The organism is Auritidibacter sp. NML100628 (genome assembly GCF_003185985.1).
GTDB classification, from domain to species: Bacteria; Actinomycetota; Actinomycetes; order Actinomycetales; family Micrococcaceae; genus Auritidibacter; species Auritidibacter ignavus.
This window is the reverse complement of record NZ_QHLP01000002.1, coordinates 289074-305270: the sequence shown is the minus strand read 5'-3', so window position 1 is coordinate 305270 and position 16197 is coordinate 289074. Positions and strand designations below refer to the sequence as shown.

Here is a 16197-nt window from a genome sequence, read left to right as displayed (position 1 = left end):
TTGCACTTCTTATAGGTCGTCAAATCGTCCCCTTGGTGGTGTTTAGTTGCAGTCTTGCTCGATGGTGGTCACGGCTTCGGACGGTGCATACCCGGTGGTTGTTGTTTGCTCCCGCTCGATGGCGTGCAACCTGGTGTACAGGTGCCTGATGTCTCGGTCGAGGTGTCGTATCGCCCGTGCGTGCTGGTCTGCTACCAAACAAAGAATGATCGCCACTCCCGCGAAACAGGTGGTGGCTACTGCGAATGCGATGATTGCCCAGTCCATTGGTTCTCCTTCCAAGGTGTGTTTGTGTTTATGCTGTTTCTCGTAGCCTGTTTGTGGTCCGGTGTGCCCGCGCCTGGGCTGACAGCAGGCGTTGATGTAGTTTCCGGTTCTCCGTCTGTAAAAGGTCGATCAGGTCTGCTTGGTATGGGCCGGTGGGTTTTGTTTTCAGCGCGTCCACCTGGTCGGTGAGTCTCTGGTTTTGTTCTTCGAGTTTTTGCATTTCCCGTGCGTCCCGCCGGTACCGGTTCATGTGCTTCCGCTTCAACTGGTCAACCTGTTGTTGTAGTTCCGCTTTGTCTTTGTCTGCTAGGTCGTAGGCTTTTTTGGCTTTCGCTTCGGCCCGGCGTGCTCTGGTCTCGTATTCACGCAGTTTCTGCTCGGCCACCTGCCTGGTGTGCTGTAATTCGCGCTGTAATCGTTGGATATGGTGTCGCTCCGGGCTGTTCCGCGACGCCCCGTACACGTAGTTCATTGGTGTCTCCTGCTCCGTTGTGTTGTGTCTGCTTGGCGGGCTTGCACACCGTGCCCGGCTTAGTTCCGGTGCAGACTGCCGAGGGTGGTTAGAATGGTGCTTCCCCTGCCTGGGTGTTACCAGCCCACGGCCCCTGCTGTTGCTGTTGCGGTGGTGAGGTCGGGAATTGTCCCTGCGCTGGCGCGCTCGACTGTGCCTGCTGTGGTGGCTGTTGTGCTTGTGGTGGTGGTGCTGGTTGTGACCATCCGTTGCCACCAGACCGGTAGGCCGGCTTAAACCACAAGCTCAGGCCCACGTCAGAGGCCCTAATACCCAGGGACGAACGGTATTCGCCTTGTTTGGTCTGGTATTCGCGGTACCCCAAGGCACCGGTCACGGTGACACGGTCACCCTTCCGCACCGATTCGGCTACGGGTTCGGCCGGTTTACCGAACACCGTCACCCGGTAGAACGTTGCGTCCCCGTCCACCCACTGCTGGGTGTTCTTATCGAAGGTCCGCGTGTTATGTGCGACCGTGAAGTTCGCGACCGAGTCACCGGATTTGGTGAATCGCAGTTCAGCGTCACCTGTCGTGTGCCCGGTGACCGTGACCTGTGTTTCTCCTGCCATCAGCTACCCCTCCTGTTCGACGATTTCGCCGGTGTCTTCTGGTGCCTGTGCCGGCAGGTTCCGCCACGCCTCACGGGCGACCCGCATCGCCGGATCATCCGACGGGACGCCTTCCTGTTTCATCAGCGACACCAGGTGGGCCACCTCCGGCTGTGACGTGGCCGTAGATAACGCATCCTCCCAATCAATGCCCGAACCGGTCGCCTCGGACTGATCTGGCGTCTGCTGTCCACCGCCACGGGCCGGTTGCGCCACACGCCGGGGACTGTGCTGTGCTGCAGGGTTGTCCGCCTGTTCCATTTCCTCCGACGTGTACAGTCCAGACAACGAGTCCGGGAACGCTTTACGGATCGCCAACGCTTCAGCGCATTTAGCGATCATCCGTGCCGGCATTTTCTGCCACAGTGCCCCCCCCCGGCCCCTCCGCCTGGTACTCCGAGAACACGGCGACCGTCGTGAACTTCGCCCCATTACGTTCCACAGTGACTTTGGCTGCAGAGGGCGGCCCGGACTGTAACCAAACGTCCACCCATTGGCCGTCGGGACCGCACCACAGGGTTTCGGTGATACCCCAGGTGCCACCGGTGGCGCGTGATACCCGGTCCGCGATCTTGTAAAAACCGTCGATGCCGGTTTGGATGGTGGGCCGGCCCTTGCGGGTAATCATGTAGATTTCACGCTTGAACGGGTCCAGGCCGGTCGCTTTGGCTTGGTGGAAGAACACCTGGATATCTGCCGGATTGTTGGCCTGCACCCCCAGTTGCTTGAGTGCAGCGACTTGCATGTCGTTGAAGCCGTGCTGGTCTTGTCGAATAGATAGGTCAGTGGTGGTGGTTTCTTCAGTCATTGTGTTGTTTCTCCTCGTAGGCTAGGTCGCGCCAGTAGTCGGGGTCGGGTTCGGGTTTTTCGTGGCATGGTGGCTCATCGTCGGAGAACCAAATATCAGGTGGGCCGGATAGTCGCATGATGGTTTTTCCTTTCTTATGGTGTGGTGCGTTTTTGTTTCATGGATTCCTCCATGAGTTCGCACTGTTTCTTGAGTGATTCGACTGCGGTGTCAATGTCATCTCGTGTCCAACACAAGTCCCACGCTGGTGTGTATTTGAGGTACCATGGTTTTTCTTGAAATTCCGGGAACTTGATTCTTTGATAATCCAGATCATGGAGCCTTTCTTCAGCTTTTAGAGACCATGTGGCGATGATTCGTAGGTTCCATGGATTGTAGAGGTCTCTGAGAATGCGTGCCTCATATGATCCGATAATGTGTGGGTATTCATCGAGTACGCTGTCGAGTTTTTCGAGTGCGTAGTTTGCTAGTTCTGTGTAGTAGTCGCGTTGCCTCGCATCGTATCTGTCCATCACGGTGTGTTTTTCCTTTCAGATGGTTTATAGGTGTTCGCTAATTTCGAGTTCTAACTCGCTGATAAAGTCGTTTACTTCGCTGGGTGTCTCGCATGCTTGGCCCATCACAATTGGGGGGTATTTATAGAATGCTTCTCGTGAGTATCGCCACGAAACCAGAACATTGAAGATGATGTAACCGTCATATTCGACGTCAATCGTTAGGCGGTATGAAATCGGCAACGGATCGTATTTGTCTTGCAGTTCTTGCAAAAAGTTGTGCGCGTATGGTGCGAGCTTTTCTGTACACTTTTTGAAATCAATCATGATGGTGTTGTTCCTTTTAGTTGGTTTGGATGATAGTGAATCGTCGTGACGGTTTACCGGTTTTCGTGTACCGGTCCACCAGGTCCTGGTATTCGTCGTCAGTGCTATCGACGCCGGCATATTCTGCAAGGTCAGATAGTGCACGGTCTTTATCGAAACTGGCCCTCGGTTTCACTGACTGCCAGCGTGCAACCGGATCCCCATTCACGGTCAGGTACTCGTGGTCACCAATTTGGGCTTTGAGCTTGGATTCGTACTCTCGGATCGCGGATTCTGCGGTGGCTTTTTCCTGTTTCGCTTCAGCCAGCCAGGTGAGTATCATTTCTGTTTCAAAACTGTCTGCTGCTTCCACGTGCGATCCCGCGTCCGCTTCTGGCCAGCGCTGGAGTGCTTCTGTGCCGGTGATGGTGTCGGGGTCTAACGGTGGTGGTATCCTGGCTTCGACGTGCTCCCAGAACTTTTGTCCGGCCTGCACAAGCTGTTCGGCGTAGTCGTGGTCGTAGGCCACGTCGAGGATGACCGGTTCGCGGTCTACGAGGGCGATAATGTGGCCGGTGTGTCGGCCGGTGACCATCATGTACCAGGTGAGCTGTTGCCGGTGCGCTTCTGGTACCTGCCCGGCAAGATATGTTTTGCCGTTGTCCGTGTACCGGGTGGTGGTTTTGATTTCGAGAACACCACAGTCGGAGGTGTACCGGTCCGGGTTGGCTAGCATCCAGGGGTGATTTTTGTTCCGCCACATGCCGGTGTTGCGTGTTTGGATTCCGGTTTCGCTGGTGAAACGTTCGGCGAGGATGGGCTCGACTTTGTGCCCAAACCAGAACAGGTTATTTGTTGTTGGTTCTGGTGTTTTGGTGGCGGTCTTTTCGAGCCACAGTTCGTAGGGTGTCTGGTAGCTGTGTGCTCTGGTGATGGTGGGGATTTCTGATCCTCCGATACCGTGGGTGCGGGCTTCGAGCCACAGTTCTTCTGGTGCTGTTACTGGGAGTACTTGGCGTGCTTCCGGGGTGCCCCAGCGTGTTGTCGTGGTGGTCATGTGTGTTTCCTTTCTGTGCTTATAGGTCGTAGTCGTTCGTGTCCCAAAGCAGGACCAGTGGTAGGGACGCGATGACACCGGTGAGGATGATGTAAGAGAGCACTGTCTCTGGTACCCACCCGTACGAGGTTTGTGAGATTAGGGCGTGCATGATTGCTAGGGCCAGTAGTGGGCTGGCGATCAGGACGCCCACTGTTTTCAAGACTTTTTTCGTCACTGGTTTCATGGTGTGGTCTCGTTTCGCTTTGCCCATGCTTCGACGGCGCGGAGGGTGAATAGCCACCGGCCTCGGGGTCCTGGCTGGATTCCTTTGATTTCTCGGCGTCGCCCCATTTGGCGGACCGTGTATTCACTGCGGTGGATGAGTTCTGCGACCTGCCTGGTTGTCAGGTACTGTGTTGGCATTGGTGCTCCTAGGGTGTTTTCCTGGTACACTGGTTGGTGTGCACCATGTTTGGTTATGGTGTGTTTTCCTTTTTATGGTTGAACCGTCCCGCGCTTGTGGGGCGGTTCTTCTTTTGTCAGTGTTTGGTGTTGATCGCCCAGACACCGATGACCCCTCCGGCCCTGGTTTTGTCCCTGCTGGGCCGGTACCCGGTGCGTTGTAGACCTTCAGCCCGTGCGATGGTGAAACATGCCCCCACCCAGTTGGGGTGGTCGGGTTTGGTGTAGTTAGCTCGGAGATCTTCGGCGGTGACTTGGCCGGTGCGGCGTGCTTCCTGCAGGAGGTATTGGACGGCCCCGTCTATCCAGGTGGCGCGGTTTTGTTCGAGGACGGCTGGTTTTATCGTTTTTCTCACCTGCTATGCGGCGGTAGTGGTAATGGTGCACACCTTGGGTATAAAAATAATTCTGGGTGGCGCCCCAAGGGCTCGCTCTATTTTCACGGCGGTGCCTAGTTGTACGGTGCTTGGTGATTTCACGTTGAGTAGTTGCTGGACCCGGGTGTGGGATATACCGGCCCTGCGTGCTAGTTCTCGCTGACTCATGCCCATGGCATCTAGGTATTGGCTGAGGTTTTCGGCGTTTACCGCCATGATCGTGCGTTCTCTCATATGCTCACCTCCTTACTGTGTGCGTGCAGTGATAACAGTACACGACTTGCCAGTTGGTGGCAAGTCCGTAAAGACCCCAGCGTGTCAGATACCCTATAAATACTGGGATATACGCAAATTACAGGCCTGTAATTGCTTGCCACTCGTGGCAAGTGTGCTAGTTGTGTGGTCTGTGAAAAACCGTCAAGGTGGGTGCCGTGACCGATTTAGCGAAAATCATCGTGCAAGTGATGGACGACAAAGACATCGGCGTGAACGAGCTGTCCAGGCTTGCAAACGCCCGGGGATTCAAATTATCGCCCTCCACGGTGAGCTCATACCGGCGGGGCCGAATCCCTAAGCACGTTCCTGCGGGCACGCTCGACGCTTTCGCCGTTCTCCTCGGGATACCTAAGGCTGACCTTTACGAGGCCGCTTATGGTGAACGGAATGTTGCTGGTGTTAGAGAGCGGGCTAGCTTCGAGGAATCGCTCATCGGGCTCACGGATACACAACAGAAACTAGTCCGTCAGCTTGTCATCGAATTGGCGGGCGCAAACCAGAAGGGGACACACCATGACACCACACAACCAGCTGATGATACCGGCGAACAATGGACACTTGCAGCACACCCTGAGAGGGACATGGACATACCTTTGGACGCTGATTTGCAAGACCCGTGACCGCTATCCTGTCCCCGCGCCAGCTGATGCTGGGGGGCATGGATTTAATGATGATTGCCGACAGTATTGGGGTAAGTGTACGTCGCGCCCACACGGTCACTGGCGCGTTGGGAGAATACGATCACACAGAGCGGACCATACGGTTACATCCGGGCCTGTCTGGGGTTCGTTGCACGGCGGTGTTGGCTCACGAGATTGGTCATGCGGTGTACGGGCACACATCGTCTACGCCCGTATCGGAGCGGGAAGCCGACTATTTCGCCCATTGGCTCCTGGTGTGCCCGTGCCGTTTTCTGACTGCTTGCCGTGTGTATCGCACGGTGCAGGGTGTGGCGTACGACCTGGAGGTCACCCCGTCGATGGTGGCCTCTTACGCGTCCAGGTGGTGGCCTGATGGGGGAGAGGGTGTCGCCGTTGTCTAAAGCTGTCCGTGATGGTCGCGCCCGGCTCGGGTGGGCGCAATCTGATCTTTCGCACGCGTCAGGTGTGTCTGAGGCGACGGTCGCAAAAATTGAGCAGGGGGTTCGGTCTAAGCCTCACGCTTCCACCCTATCCGCGCTGGAGTCTGCCTTACAGTTCGCCCCGGGGGTGCTGGCCGATGTGGTGCGCCGTGACGAATGTGTGCCGGTCAGCGCGCTTTTGGCCTCCGATTCTCCGCTGTCCATGGTGTCTACGCACGATCTGATCCTGGAGTTGTCCCACCGTGTGCACGTGCTGGAAGCGGAAAACCGGTTATTACGTGGCGGTGATAACTAGTGTCGCGGGTCGTGGATTTGTGGCACCGCAAGGATCGAACCCGAACAGCGAGGTACGGTAAGGGGAAGCGGTGGCAGGCTGTTTACACTGACGGGGCCGGGCGTGAACGGAAAACATCGCATGATACGAAGGATTCTGCGCAGGCCTGGCTGGTAGCGCAATCGCACCGGCCGGTTAGGACCAGGGTCACCTTTGATGATTATGCTCAAGCCCACAGGGGTGCGCAAGTGCACCAGGCTCCTACCACCAGGGAGACGCTCGGGAATGTGATTAAACGGTCGTCTCCGCATATTGGTGGACTCATCATGGAAGACATTACCCGTGCTGACATTCAAGCGATGGTGCTCGACTGGGCGGAAACTTTAGCGCCGTCCACCATGCAAACGTACCTGCGACATTTATCCAGTATTTTCAATACGGCTTTAGATGATGAGGTGATCCGCAGGTCCCCAACATCAAGGGTGCGGTTACCTAGGGCGCGTGAGCGTGGTGATGCGGAGTTTTTGACTACTGAGACGGTAGAGCGGGTGCGGGACTTTTTTGGTGACACTATTTGGGCTGACGCGGTGACAGTTGCTGCAGGCACTGGTTTACGCCCGTCTGAGTGGGCTGGTGTCACCGTGGATAGGGTGGACGTGAAGGCGAGGACGATCAGGGTTGATCGGCAACTGGAGGCGACTAGGGGTGCCAGGGTGCACCGTCCGTTGAAGACTGTGGCGTCTCGTCGCACGGTTGATTATGGTGGGCGTGTTGTTGATGTGATGGATCGTTTGGTGGGGTGTGCGAATCATCAGGGTCTGGTTTTTCATGATGATGGGCGGATGTTGATTGAGTCGGCACGGTTGTCGGCGTGGCATCGTATGCGGTCGGTGGTGCCTGAGGCTGGGCCTGGGTGGCACCAGTTGAGGCATTTTCATGCGTCGTTTTTGTTGTCGCACGGGGCGTCGGTGGTGGCGGTTGCTCGGAGGCTTGGGCATAAGGATGCGACGGAGACGTTGCGTACGTATGCTCATGTGATGCCGTCTGATGGTGTGGCGTTGGCGTCGATTATGGCTGATGGCGGTTTTTGATCCGCCACAGAGCCGACACGGTTGTGGTGGTGTGGCGTGTTTGTGGGGTGGCGGGGTTTACTCGCGCTAAGCCCGGACTTACCGGAGCGTACCCCGTTGGATGATGGGATCCAGCGGGGTACCGCTGGTTAAGGACCGGTTCAAACCGAGGTATCTGGTGTGACAAGCGTACGTCCGGTGATGCCACGGCAGCGTGCTGACAAGGTAAAGTGGAGATTGATATCATTTCGTGACCATGTCGGAAACGAGTGTTTGCTCGGCGAACTCGTGAGAAAGGTTGGAAACCTCCGTGATCAACAAGGTCCTGACGTTGGGTGTGGGAGTTGCACTCGGATGGGTTGGGCACACGCTCATCTGCAAAGGCCGTGATGAGGCTGTGGTGCGTGCAGAGGAGTCCCTGAGAACCACGTTGAGCCCTGAAAACATCGGACGCCAGGCCGGCAGTGCCACCGCAACGGTGGTGACCGAAGGTGCTAAAGCCTTCTTCTCCCAGTTGCGTGAAGAAGTTCCCGCCTTCCGGTCCCAAGATGAACACGACCAACCAACCACCACGCAGACCGCTCCGCGACGGACCCTGCGGGCCCAGCAGATGACCACGATTCAAGGGACCGCTACGGTCAACTCCCCGAAGCAGTAAGCCCGGTCCCAGTCTCCGTGACAATCGGTGCACGGGCGACGGTGACGGCGTCGGGGAGCGTTCGGCAAGCCCATGGTAGTCGCCACGCGTCTGTGGCGAGACAGAAAATACAGTACAAGGAACACGTTGCATGAAATCGCATGAAATTGCCCGCCGTTGGAATGCTTTCTTTGAATCCAAGAACCATACGGTGGTGCCTTCAGCCTCGTTGGTGTCTCCTGACCCCTCCTTGCTGTTTACCATCGCCGGCATGGTGCCCTTCATCCCGTATTTCCTCGGCCAGGAAACCCCCTCATTCACCCGCGCTACCAGTGTGCAGAAATGTATTCGCACCGCCGACATTGAAGAAGTTGGAAAAACCGTCCGCCACGGAACCTTCTTTCAGATGTGCGGGAATTTCTCCTTTGGCGATTACTTTAAAAAAGATGCCATCCAATTTGCGTGGGAACTACTGACTACTCCCCAAGACCAGGGGGGATACGGACTGGACCCAGAACGCCTGTGGGTCACCGTCTATGAAGAGGATGAGGAAGCAGCTAGCATTTGGCGTGATGTCGTTGGCCTGCCCGAAGAGCGTATTCAGCGGTTTGGAAAAGCTGATAACTACTGGAATACCGGTCAGCCCGGCCCGGGCGGACCCTGCTCCGAGATTTACTACGACCGTGGTCCGGCCTATGGCGTGGACGGGGGACCGGCCGCGGATGAAACCCGGTTCATGGAGATCTGGAACCTGGTGTTCATGCAGTATCAGCTCTCCGAGGTCCGGACCAAAGAAGACTTTGACATTGCCGGAGAACTGGCGAATAAGAACATCGACACCGGTCTGGGACTAGAACGGTTGGCCATGCTCTTGCAGGGCGTGGAGAACATGTACGAGACCGACCAGGTGCGTCCGGTCCTCGACCGGGCCGCAGAACTCGCCCAGGTCACCTACACCTCCAGCGAGAACCCTGCGGACCCCACGTTCGAAAATGACGTGCGGTTGCGCTACATTGCCGACCATATCCGGTCCTCACTGATGTTGATTTCCGACGGCGTGGTCCCCGGTAACGAAGGCGGGGGATATGTGTTGCGCCGGCTGATTCGCCGGGCTGTACGCGCGATGCGACTGATGGGGGTCACCAAGCCGGTGTTGCCCGAGTTGCTACCGGTCTCCCGGGACGCCATGAAAGGAACCTATCCTGAGGTTGAGACCGACTTCGACCGGATTTCCCGCATTGCATATGCCGAAGAAAAAGCCTTCTTGCGCACCATTGCGGCAGGAACCACTCGGTTGGAACACTCAGTGGCCGCTGCCAAGAGCGCTGGCACCCCGCTATCGGGCCAGGATGCTTTCGAGCTGCACGACACCTACGGATTCCCCATCGACCTGACCCTGGAAATGGCCGAAGAAGCTGGGGTGAGCGTCGATGAAGAGAAATTCCGGGCCTTGATGGCCGAGCAACGTGACCGGGCCCGCCGAGATGCGAAGTCCAAAAAGTCCGGTCATGCGGATGCTGCGGTGTATCACCAGCTACATCAGGGCCACGACACGGTCTTTACCGGATATACCGAGCACACCACCGAATCCCGGATTCGCGGACTGCTGGTCGACGGCCACGAGGCGAGCTATGCTGAGCAAGGCCAAGAAATCGAAGTAGTGCTGGATGCCACCCCGTTCTACGCCGAAGCCGGTGGCCAGGCCGCCGACACCGGTGTGATCACCGGTGACGGTTTCGTCCTGAAGATTACTGACGTGCAGTCTCCGGTCAAGGGGCTCAGTGTCCACTCCGCGGTGGTGACCGAAGGTGAAGTACCCGCCGGCGCCGAAGCCGTGGGTGCGATCGATGTGCAACGCAGGTTGGACGCCCAGAAAGCGCACTCGGCCACCCATATTATCCATGCCGCCCTGCACGATATTCTCGGACATGACGCAGTTCAGGCCGGGTCGTTCAATAAAGAGGGTTACCTGCGGTTCGACTTCACGTGGCGGGATGCCATTTCACCCAACGCTCTGGCCGAGATCGAAGGCCTGGCCAACACCACGATTCGCGATAACTTCCCGGTGTTGACCATGGAGACTTCACTGGATGAGGCCAAGGCCATGGGCGCCATGAGCCTGTTCGGGGAAAAATACGGCGAACGGGTGCGCGTGGTGGAAATGAACGGCGCCTGGTCCCGCGAACTCTGCGGTGGGACTCACGTGACGACCACCTCGGAAATTGGCACCCTGGCGTTGCTGGGCGAACAGTCAGTGGGCTCCGGTAACCGTCGCGTGGAGGCGCTGGTCGGTTACGATGCGTTCGAGCATTTCGCTGCCGAGCGCACCCTGATGAATCAGCTCACCGAAATGCTCAAGGCCCCGGCCGAGGATGTGCCCGGCCGTGTGGAAGCCACCCTGGCCAAATTGCGCGAGGTTGAAAAAGAACTCGCCGCCCTGAAATCCGCCCAGCTGCAGGCAGTAGCTTCCGGGCTGATCAATCAGGCTGAAACCATCGGCAACACCACCGTGGTGGCCGCCTCGCTGGGGCACGTTCCCGGTGCAGATGATCTGCGTCAGTCCGTGCTGGATCTCAAGGCCCGACTGGAACAGGCCGGACATGCCAGTGTGGTGGTGGCTCTGATTGGTGAGGCGGGATCCCGTCCGCTGGTAGCCGTGGCAGCTAACCACCAGGCCCAGGAACAGGGGCTGAAAGCCGGCACGCTCGTCAAAACCGCTACCGGTGTCCTCGGTGGCGGCGGTGGTGGTAAGCCCGATATCGCTCAGGGTGGTGGCCAAGATGCCAGCCAGGTTGACGCCGCGTTACAAGCCATTCGGGACGAGGTCGTCCAGCACTAGGCAGCTGACCCATCCCGTTATGACCCCTGCCCCTCACGGAGAGTCCACCCCACCGATGTCCGACACGCACAGCACCGTTACCCGCGGAGTTCGCCTCGCGGTCGACGTCGGGCGCGCCCGCGTCGGACTGGCCGCCAGCGATCCCGACGGGATTATGGCTCACCCGGTGAAGACCCTGCGTCGAGATCTCAACGGTTCCGGGGGTGATCAGCGCTACATATACTCGGTCGCCAGAGACCGGGAAGCGACCGTGGTGTATGTGGGAGACCCGATCAACTTACACGGTCAATCCACTGCCTCCACCGCTGACGCTGAAGACTACGCTCAGGGACTTGCTGATACACTTGCCGCGAGCGCCGAATGTGCCCACGTGCAGGTTTTCCTGGTTGACGAGCGGCTTTCCACGGTCCTTGCCTCCCAATCACTCCATCAGGCGGGACGCTCCGCCCGCTCTCAGCGGTCGGTTATTGACCAGGCCGCAGCTGTGGAAATCCTGGAACACGCCCTGACCGTGGAGAAACGCGATGGACAACGGGCAGGACGTCGCGTGGTTCCGGCACCCGAACAAGCAACGGAAGGACAGTCATGACGGATGAACAATCCGCCGGTACCGGCTCACCTTCCGAACAGCGACCGATGACGCGTCGGGAGCGTCGCGAACGGGAGCAAGCAGCCGAGCTGGCACGACGTGCGCAACAGGTACGCGCTGATGCCTCGGAAGACGGTGTCGCCACCACTCCGGAACAGACCACTCAAACCGCCCAGGCTTATAACCAGGCTGAGGGTGGTACACAGACTGACGAGCCAGCGCCGATGACGCGACGGCAACGCTGGGCCGCTCTCAGAGCCGCCTCGGTGGCCGATGAGGACCTCTCCGGGAACGCTCCGGCCCCGGTCCCGGCCACCGAGCACGCCTCCGAGCCTGACCATGACCGAGCAGAGCCCGAGCACAATACCTCCCAACCCACCCACTACGAGGCAGATCAGAACCAAGACCTGGGCGACTTGGACCCGTTGCCACAGGACGGACGGCAATATCCCGGCTTCGACGCTGAGGAATCCGACCATGATCATGCCGATGATGACGAAGACGAGGAACTCGAGGCACTGGGGTATCTCACCGTGGCCGACGGCTCCGGAAAGTACACCGTGGTGAACGAAGAAAAAGCCGCCGAGCGTGCCAAGCGCCGGCGTCGCCGATACCTCGTGCTGGCGGCAAGTTTCGTGGTATTTGTGGGACTGCTGGCCGTGGTCGGTATCGGACTGCGTCAGCTGATCCCTGGCACCAATGCCGACTACGAGGGACCCGGAGGAGAACCGGTGACCTTTACCGTGAACCCCGGTGAGGGTCCCATTGTGATCGGAGACCGACTGGTGGAAGAAGACATCGTCGCCTCCACCGGGGCCTTTACCGACGCGCTCGACGAAGCCCAAAGCGTTCAAGATATTCAGCCCGGCGACTACCAGATGAAACGCCAAATGTCAGCCTCCGAGGCAGCAGACACGCTGTTAGGCATTGGAGACCCCGGGGTGAACTATGTCGCAGTCAATTCCGGGACCCGCATCGATGCGGTCTATGAATCCATCGCCGATGCCACCCAGTACTCGGTGGAAGAGGTTGAAGAAGCCGCTACTGACCCCACCGCTTACGGGCTACCCGAACAGGCCGAGAGCCTGGAAGGTTATATCGCCACCGGCGAGTACCGTTTTGACGTGGATTCTAGCCCCGAAGAAATCTTGCAATTGATGATCGAGCCCACCATGGAAGAGTTCGACCGGCTGGGCATCACCGATGAGGACGACCAATTCGACCTGGTCACCATCGCCTCGATCCTGCAGGCAGAAGCTCGCACCGATGACTTCCAGACCGTCTCGGGCATCATCCGTAACCGGCTGGATCCATCCAATCCCGAAACCGCCGGCTACCTGCAGATTGATGCCACGGTGATCTACGGGCTGGGCACCCAGTCTCTGCAGTTTACGGCAGAAGACCGTGAGGACGCGTCCAACGAGTACAACACCTACGCCCACCGCGGGTTGCCACCGGGGCCGATTGGTTCCCCGTCGCTGGAAGCTCTCGATGCGGCGGCAGAGCCAGAGGACAACGACTACTACTACTGGGTGACCGTCAACATTGAGACTGGGGAAACCAAATTCGCCACCACTCTGGAAGAACACAACGAGAACGTCGACGAATACCGCCAGTACTGTCAGGACAACCCCGAGATGTGTGGTGGCGGATCCAACGACGACCCCAGTGCCCCGAGCACAGACGGCGAATCAGTCGATAACGGTGCGCAGTGACCACTCGTAGCGCACCGAGCCAGGCCGCCGTACTGGGGCACCCGATAGACCATTCGCTCTCCCCGGTCCTGCACCAGGCCGCCTACCGCGCCCTGGGGCTAGCAATTGAGTACACCCGGGCCGATGTCGACCTCGACCAGGTGGAGACCTTCTACCGAGACCGGCGCCACGAATTGACGACCGGCCACACCCGCTGGCTGGGGTTTTCGGTGACGATGCCGCTGAAACCGGCCCTCGTGCCACTGATGGATCAGCTCTCTGATCGGGTGCGGCGCTTGGGCGTGCTGAACACGGTGGTACTCGACGCCAGCGGACAGGCAACCGGATATAACACCGACTGCGACGGCATCGTCCGGGCTCTGATGCGGGCAGAGACGCCGGCCTCGTCGACGCTGGGCATTATTGGTGGCGGAGGCACCGCCGCGGCGGCCATTGAAGCTGCACAGCTCATGGGCGTCACCGGGGTGGACCTCTTGGTCCGCAACCAGGCCAAAACTGAACCCCAACGCAAGCTCGCTACCGATCTGGGATTGGCCGCTGAGATAGACTCGATCGCCTCCGGGCTGACGAAACTGGACCGCTACCGCTACGTGATCTCCACCCTCCCACCCGGAGCAGCTAGCGAATTTGCTCACAGCCTGTCGGGTTACACCTGGTTGCCACCCCTGTTGGATGTAGCTTATGACCCCTGGCCCTCCCAGCTGGCCCTCGTTTGGCATCGCAATGGTGGACAGGTGATCTCCGGTGTGGAGATGTTACTCTACCAAGCCGTCGAACAAGTCAAGCTGTTGACTGCCGAGCTCCGTGCCGAACATGAGGCAAGCCAAGCTACCAGATCCCACCAGGCAGAACCCGACTGGGGTGCGGTCACTGTGGCCATGGCCGAAGCGATCGGTTTAACATCACGACCGCCGAAAGACTCGGGGTGATTTAGGCTGGTAGGTAGTCCGCACCGGCGTGAGGTGACCTGGGGCACCACCAAGGTTCCTCGCGTTGCACCCCCTGAATTTGAAGGACGTTAAAGATATGTTGCGTTGGCTCACCGCAGGTGAATCCCATGGTTCGGGACTGGTTGGCATTATCGACGGCCTGCCGGCAGGTATTGAGATCACCACCGCCGATATCCAGGATGCCCTGGCACGGCGTCGACTGGGATACGGCCGTGGCGCCCGCATGAAATTTGAAAAGGACCAGGTCACCCTCATCGGCGGTGTCCGTCACGGCCTCACCCTCGGTTCCCCGGTGGCCATTCACATTGCCAACACCGAATGGCCGAAATGGGAAAAAGTCATGAACCCCGATCCGGTGGACCCTGCCGAGCTCGACGGTCTGGCCCGCAACGCCGCGCTGACCCGGCCGCGTCCGGGACACGCCGATATGGCTGGAATGCAGAAGTACGGATTTGACGAATCCCGCCCGCTACTGGAACGTGCCTCGGCGCGCGAAACCGCCACCCGGGTCGCCCTGGGGCGCGTTGCCCAACACTTCTTGGCCCAGCTGGGCATTCGCACCGTCTCCCACACCGTCTCCATCTCCACGGTCTTTGTGCCCGAGGACGCCGAACTCCCGACCCCCGACGACGTGCACCGGTTGGACGAGGACCCGTTGCGTTGCACCGACCCGCAAACCTCCCAGCGCATGGTGGAGATCATCGACTCGGCCAAAAAGGACGGTCAAACCCTGGGCGGGACCGTGGAGGTGTTGGTCTACCATGCCCCGGTCGGGCTGGGTAGCCACGTGCACTGGGATCGCCGACTGGATACCAAACTTTCAGCGGCGCTGATGGGCATTCAAGCCATCAAAGGTGTCGAAGTTGGCGATGGTTTCACCACCGCCACCCGCCTAGGTGGTCAAGCCCACGACGAAATCATCCGCACCGAGGACAACACCGTGGCACGTCGCACCAACCGTGCCGGTGGTATTGAAGCCGGAATGTCCAACGGAGAGATCATTCGCGTCCGGGCCGCGATGAAACCAATCTCCACGGTTCCCCGGGCCCTGGCCACCGTGGATGTGGCCACCGGAGAAACCACCAAGGCCCATCACCAGCGCTCCGATGTCGCTGCGGTACCGGCCGCCGGTGTGGTCGCAGAAGCCATGGTGGCCCTGGTCTTGGCCGAAGCGGTGCTGGAGAAATTCGGCGGTGACTCGATCGCTGAAGTCCAGCGGAACCTCAACGCCTATCTGGACTCCCTGGCCCCGCTACCCACCCTGCAGACCAATACCGGCGGGGCTACGTCAGCTGACCACATGGGAGATCCGATCCAGTGAGTTCACACACCCGCAGTCAACCCATTGCCCTGGTGGGCCCGATGGGATCGGGAAAATCCTCCCTTGCCCCAGTATTAGCCGCAGAACTGGGCTATGACCACGTCGATACCGATGAGCTGTTCGCTCACCAGCACGGCCCCATCCCCGAGTTTTTCCGTGTCCACGGTGAACCCGGTTTTCGCGACGCCGAAGCGCAGGTGGTCGCCGAAGCCCTCACCGGAAAACAACAAACAGTGATCTCTTTGGGTGGGGGAGCGGTGTTGCGAGACACCACCCGCGACTTGCTGGTCGTGCACTGCTACGTGATCTATCTGCAGGTCTCCACCCGGGAGGCCCTGCGTCGGCTCGATGACGGGCAGGGTCGACCGATGCTAGAGAATAACCCGGCCGAGACGTGGGAACAGATCGCCACCGAACGCGACCCGCTCTACCGCAGCGTCGCAGATCAGGTAGTTGATACCACTGCAGATAGTCCTCGTCAACTCGCCGGAAAGATCGCCCGGCGGTATCGTCGAGCAGAAAAAACCCACGACCATTAGACTCGATAAAACAGTACTCAATGGCCCGGACA

The 16197-nt window shown here is 58.9% G+C and carries 22 protein-coding genes and 1 pseudogene; 11 read left to right on the top strand and 12 right to left on the bottom strand.

Annotated features, from left to right (window positions below):
* Positions 1-42 precede the first annotated feature (42 nt).
* The 12 genes and pseudogenes from DCC24_RS03185 to DCC24_RS03130 all read right to left on the bottom strand — a co-directional run bounded on the left by DCC24_RS03185 (position 43) and on the right by DCC24_RS03130 (position 5108).
* Positions 43-267 (bottom strand): hypothetical protein, encoded by a 225-nt coding sequence (locus DCC24_RS03185; protein ID WP_110098445.1) that lies wholly within the window; start codon positions 265-267, stop codon positions 43-45.
* A gap of 28 nt (positions 268-295) precedes the next feature.
* Positions 296-739 (bottom strand): hypothetical protein, encoded by a 444-nt coding sequence (locus DCC24_RS03180; protein WP_110098444.1) that lies wholly within the window; start codon positions 737-739, stop codon positions 296-298.
* A gap of 88 nt (positions 740-827) precedes the next feature.
* Positions 828-1349 carry a single-stranded DNA-binding protein gene (ssb, locus tag DCC24_RS03175; RefSeq protein ID WP_110098443.1) on the bottom strand — a complete coding sequence of 174 codons (522 nt, stop codon included), beginning with the start codon at positions 1347-1349 and terminating at the stop codon, positions 828-830.
* Between the two features lie 3 nt (positions 1350-1352).
* Positions 1353-2133: pseudogene (bet, locus tag DCC24_RS12595) on the bottom strand (phage recombination protein Bet).
* 55 nt (positions 2134-2188) lie between these two features.
* Complete coding sequence (locus DCC24_RS12490) at positions 2189-2314, bottom strand: hypothetical protein (RefSeq protein ID WP_255410791.1); 126 nt, start codon at positions 2312-2314, stop codon at positions 2189-2191.
* A gap of 16 nt (positions 2315-2330) precedes the next feature.
* Positions 2331-2711, bottom strand: coding sequence for a hypothetical protein (locus DCC24_RS03160; protein ID WP_146206262.1), 381 nt, complete (start codon positions 2709-2711; stop codon positions 2331-2333).
* Positions 2712-2735: 24 nt separating this feature from the next.
* Positions 2736-3017 carry a hypothetical protein gene (locus DCC24_RS03155; RefSeq protein WP_110098439.1) on the bottom strand — a complete coding sequence of 94 codons (282 nt, stop codon included), beginning with the start codon at positions 3015-3017 and terminating at the stop codon, positions 2736-2738.
* Positions 3018-3033: 16 nt separating this feature from the next.
* Positions 3034-4053 carry a YqaJ viral recombinase family protein gene (locus DCC24_RS03150; protein ID WP_110098438.1) on the bottom strand — a complete coding sequence of 340 codons (1020 nt, stop codon included), beginning with the start codon at positions 4051-4053 and terminating at the stop codon, positions 3034-3036.
* A gap of 19 nt (positions 4054-4072) precedes the next feature.
* Entirely contained in the window at positions 4073-4279 is a 207-nt protein-coding gene (locus DCC24_RS03145) for a hypothetical protein (protein ID WP_110098437.1), read from the bottom strand.
* Positions 4276-4458, bottom strand: a complete 183-nt coding sequence (locus tag DCC24_RS12590; protein WP_110098436.1) for a helix-turn-helix domain-containing protein — start codon at positions 4456-4458, stop codon at positions 4276-4278. Before DCC24_RS12590 ends, DCC24_RS03145 begins: the two co-directional genes overlap by 4 nt.
* Before the next feature lie 116 nt (positions 4459-4574).
* Positions 4575-4853 carry a hypothetical protein gene (locus DCC24_RS03135; protein ID WP_110098435.1) on the bottom strand — a complete coding sequence of 93 codons (279 nt, stop codon included), beginning with the start codon at positions 4851-4853 and terminating at the stop codon, positions 4575-4577.
* Between the two features lie 3 nt (positions 4854-4856).
* Positions 4857-5108 carry a helix-turn-helix transcriptional regulator gene (locus DCC24_RS03130; RefSeq protein WP_110098434.1) on the bottom strand — a complete coding sequence of 84 codons (252 nt, stop codon included), beginning with the start codon at positions 5106-5108 and terminating at the stop codon, positions 4857-4859.
* Positions 5109-5305: 197 nt separating this feature from the next.
* Here DCC24_RS03130 and DCC24_RS03125 point away from each other — a divergent pair, with 197 nt between their 5' ends.
* From DCC24_RS03125 to DCC24_RS03075, 11 genes are all read left to right on the top strand, one after another.
* Positions 5306-5770: a helix-turn-helix transcriptional regulator gene (locus tag DCC24_RS03125; RefSeq protein ID WP_110098433.1), complete on the top strand. Its 465-nt coding sequence runs from the start codon at positions 5306-5308 to the stop codon at positions 5768-5770.
* A 26-nt stretch (positions 5771-5796) separates the two neighbouring features.
* Positions 5797-6192 (top strand): ImmA/IrrE family metallo-endopeptidase, encoded by a 396-nt coding sequence (locus tag DCC24_RS12585; protein ID WP_110098523.1) that lies wholly within the window; start codon positions 5797-5799, stop codon positions 6190-6192.
* Positions 6185-6526, top strand: a complete 342-nt coding sequence (locus tag DCC24_RS03115) for a helix-turn-helix domain-containing protein (protein WP_158524581.1) — start codon at positions 6185-6187, stop codon at positions 6524-6526. Before DCC24_RS12585 ends, DCC24_RS03115 begins: the two co-directional genes overlap by 8 nt.
* Positions 6527-6831: 305 nt before the next feature.
* Positions 6832-7596 carry a site-specific integrase gene (locus DCC24_RS03110; RefSeq protein ID WP_146206261.1) on the top strand — a complete coding sequence of 255 codons (765 nt, stop codon included), beginning with the start codon at positions 6832-6834 and terminating at the stop codon, positions 7594-7596.
* 289 nt (positions 7597-7885) lie between these two features.
* The gene (locus DCC24_RS03105; RefSeq protein WP_146206260.1) at positions 7886-8233 is read left to right on the top strand and encodes a hypothetical protein; all 348 of its coding nucleotides are present in this window, start codon (positions 7886-7888) and stop codon (positions 8231-8233) included.
* A gap of 130 nt (positions 8234-8363) precedes the next feature.
* Positions 8364-11051: an alanine--tRNA ligase gene (gene alaS / locus DCC24_RS03100; protein ID WP_110098429.1), complete on the top strand. Its 2688-nt coding sequence runs from the start codon at positions 8364-8366 to the stop codon at positions 11049-11051.
* A 19-nt stretch (positions 11052-11070) separates the two neighbouring features.
* On the top strand, positions 11071-11640 hold the full coding sequence (gene ruvX, locus DCC24_RS03095; RefSeq protein ID WP_233491956.1) for a Holliday junction resolvase RuvX: 570 nt from the start codon (positions 11071-11073) through the stop codon (positions 11638-11640).
* Positions 11637-13355: an endolytic transglycosylase MltG gene (gene mltG / locus DCC24_RS03090; RefSeq protein WP_110098427.1), complete on the top strand. Its 1719-nt coding sequence runs from the start codon at positions 11637-11639 to the stop codon at positions 13353-13355. Before ruvX ends, mltG begins: the two co-directional genes overlap by 4 nt.
* Positions 13352-14284, top strand: coding sequence for a shikimate dehydrogenase (locus tag DCC24_RS03085; protein ID WP_110098426.1), 933 nt, complete (start codon positions 13352-13354; stop codon positions 14282-14284). Before mltG ends, DCC24_RS03085 begins: the two co-directional genes overlap by 4 nt.
* Positions 14285-14381: 97 nt before the next feature.
* Complete coding sequence (gene aroC / locus DCC24_RS03080) at positions 14382-15626, top strand: chorismate synthase (protein WP_110098425.1); 1245 nt, start codon at positions 14382-14384, stop codon at positions 15624-15626.
* Positions 15623-16165, top strand: coding sequence for a shikimate kinase (locus DCC24_RS03075; RefSeq protein WP_110098424.1), 543 nt, complete (start codon positions 15623-15625; stop codon positions 16163-16165). Before aroC ends, DCC24_RS03075 begins: the two co-directional genes overlap by 4 nt.
* The last annotated feature ends 32 nt before the right edge of the window (positions 16166-16197 follow it).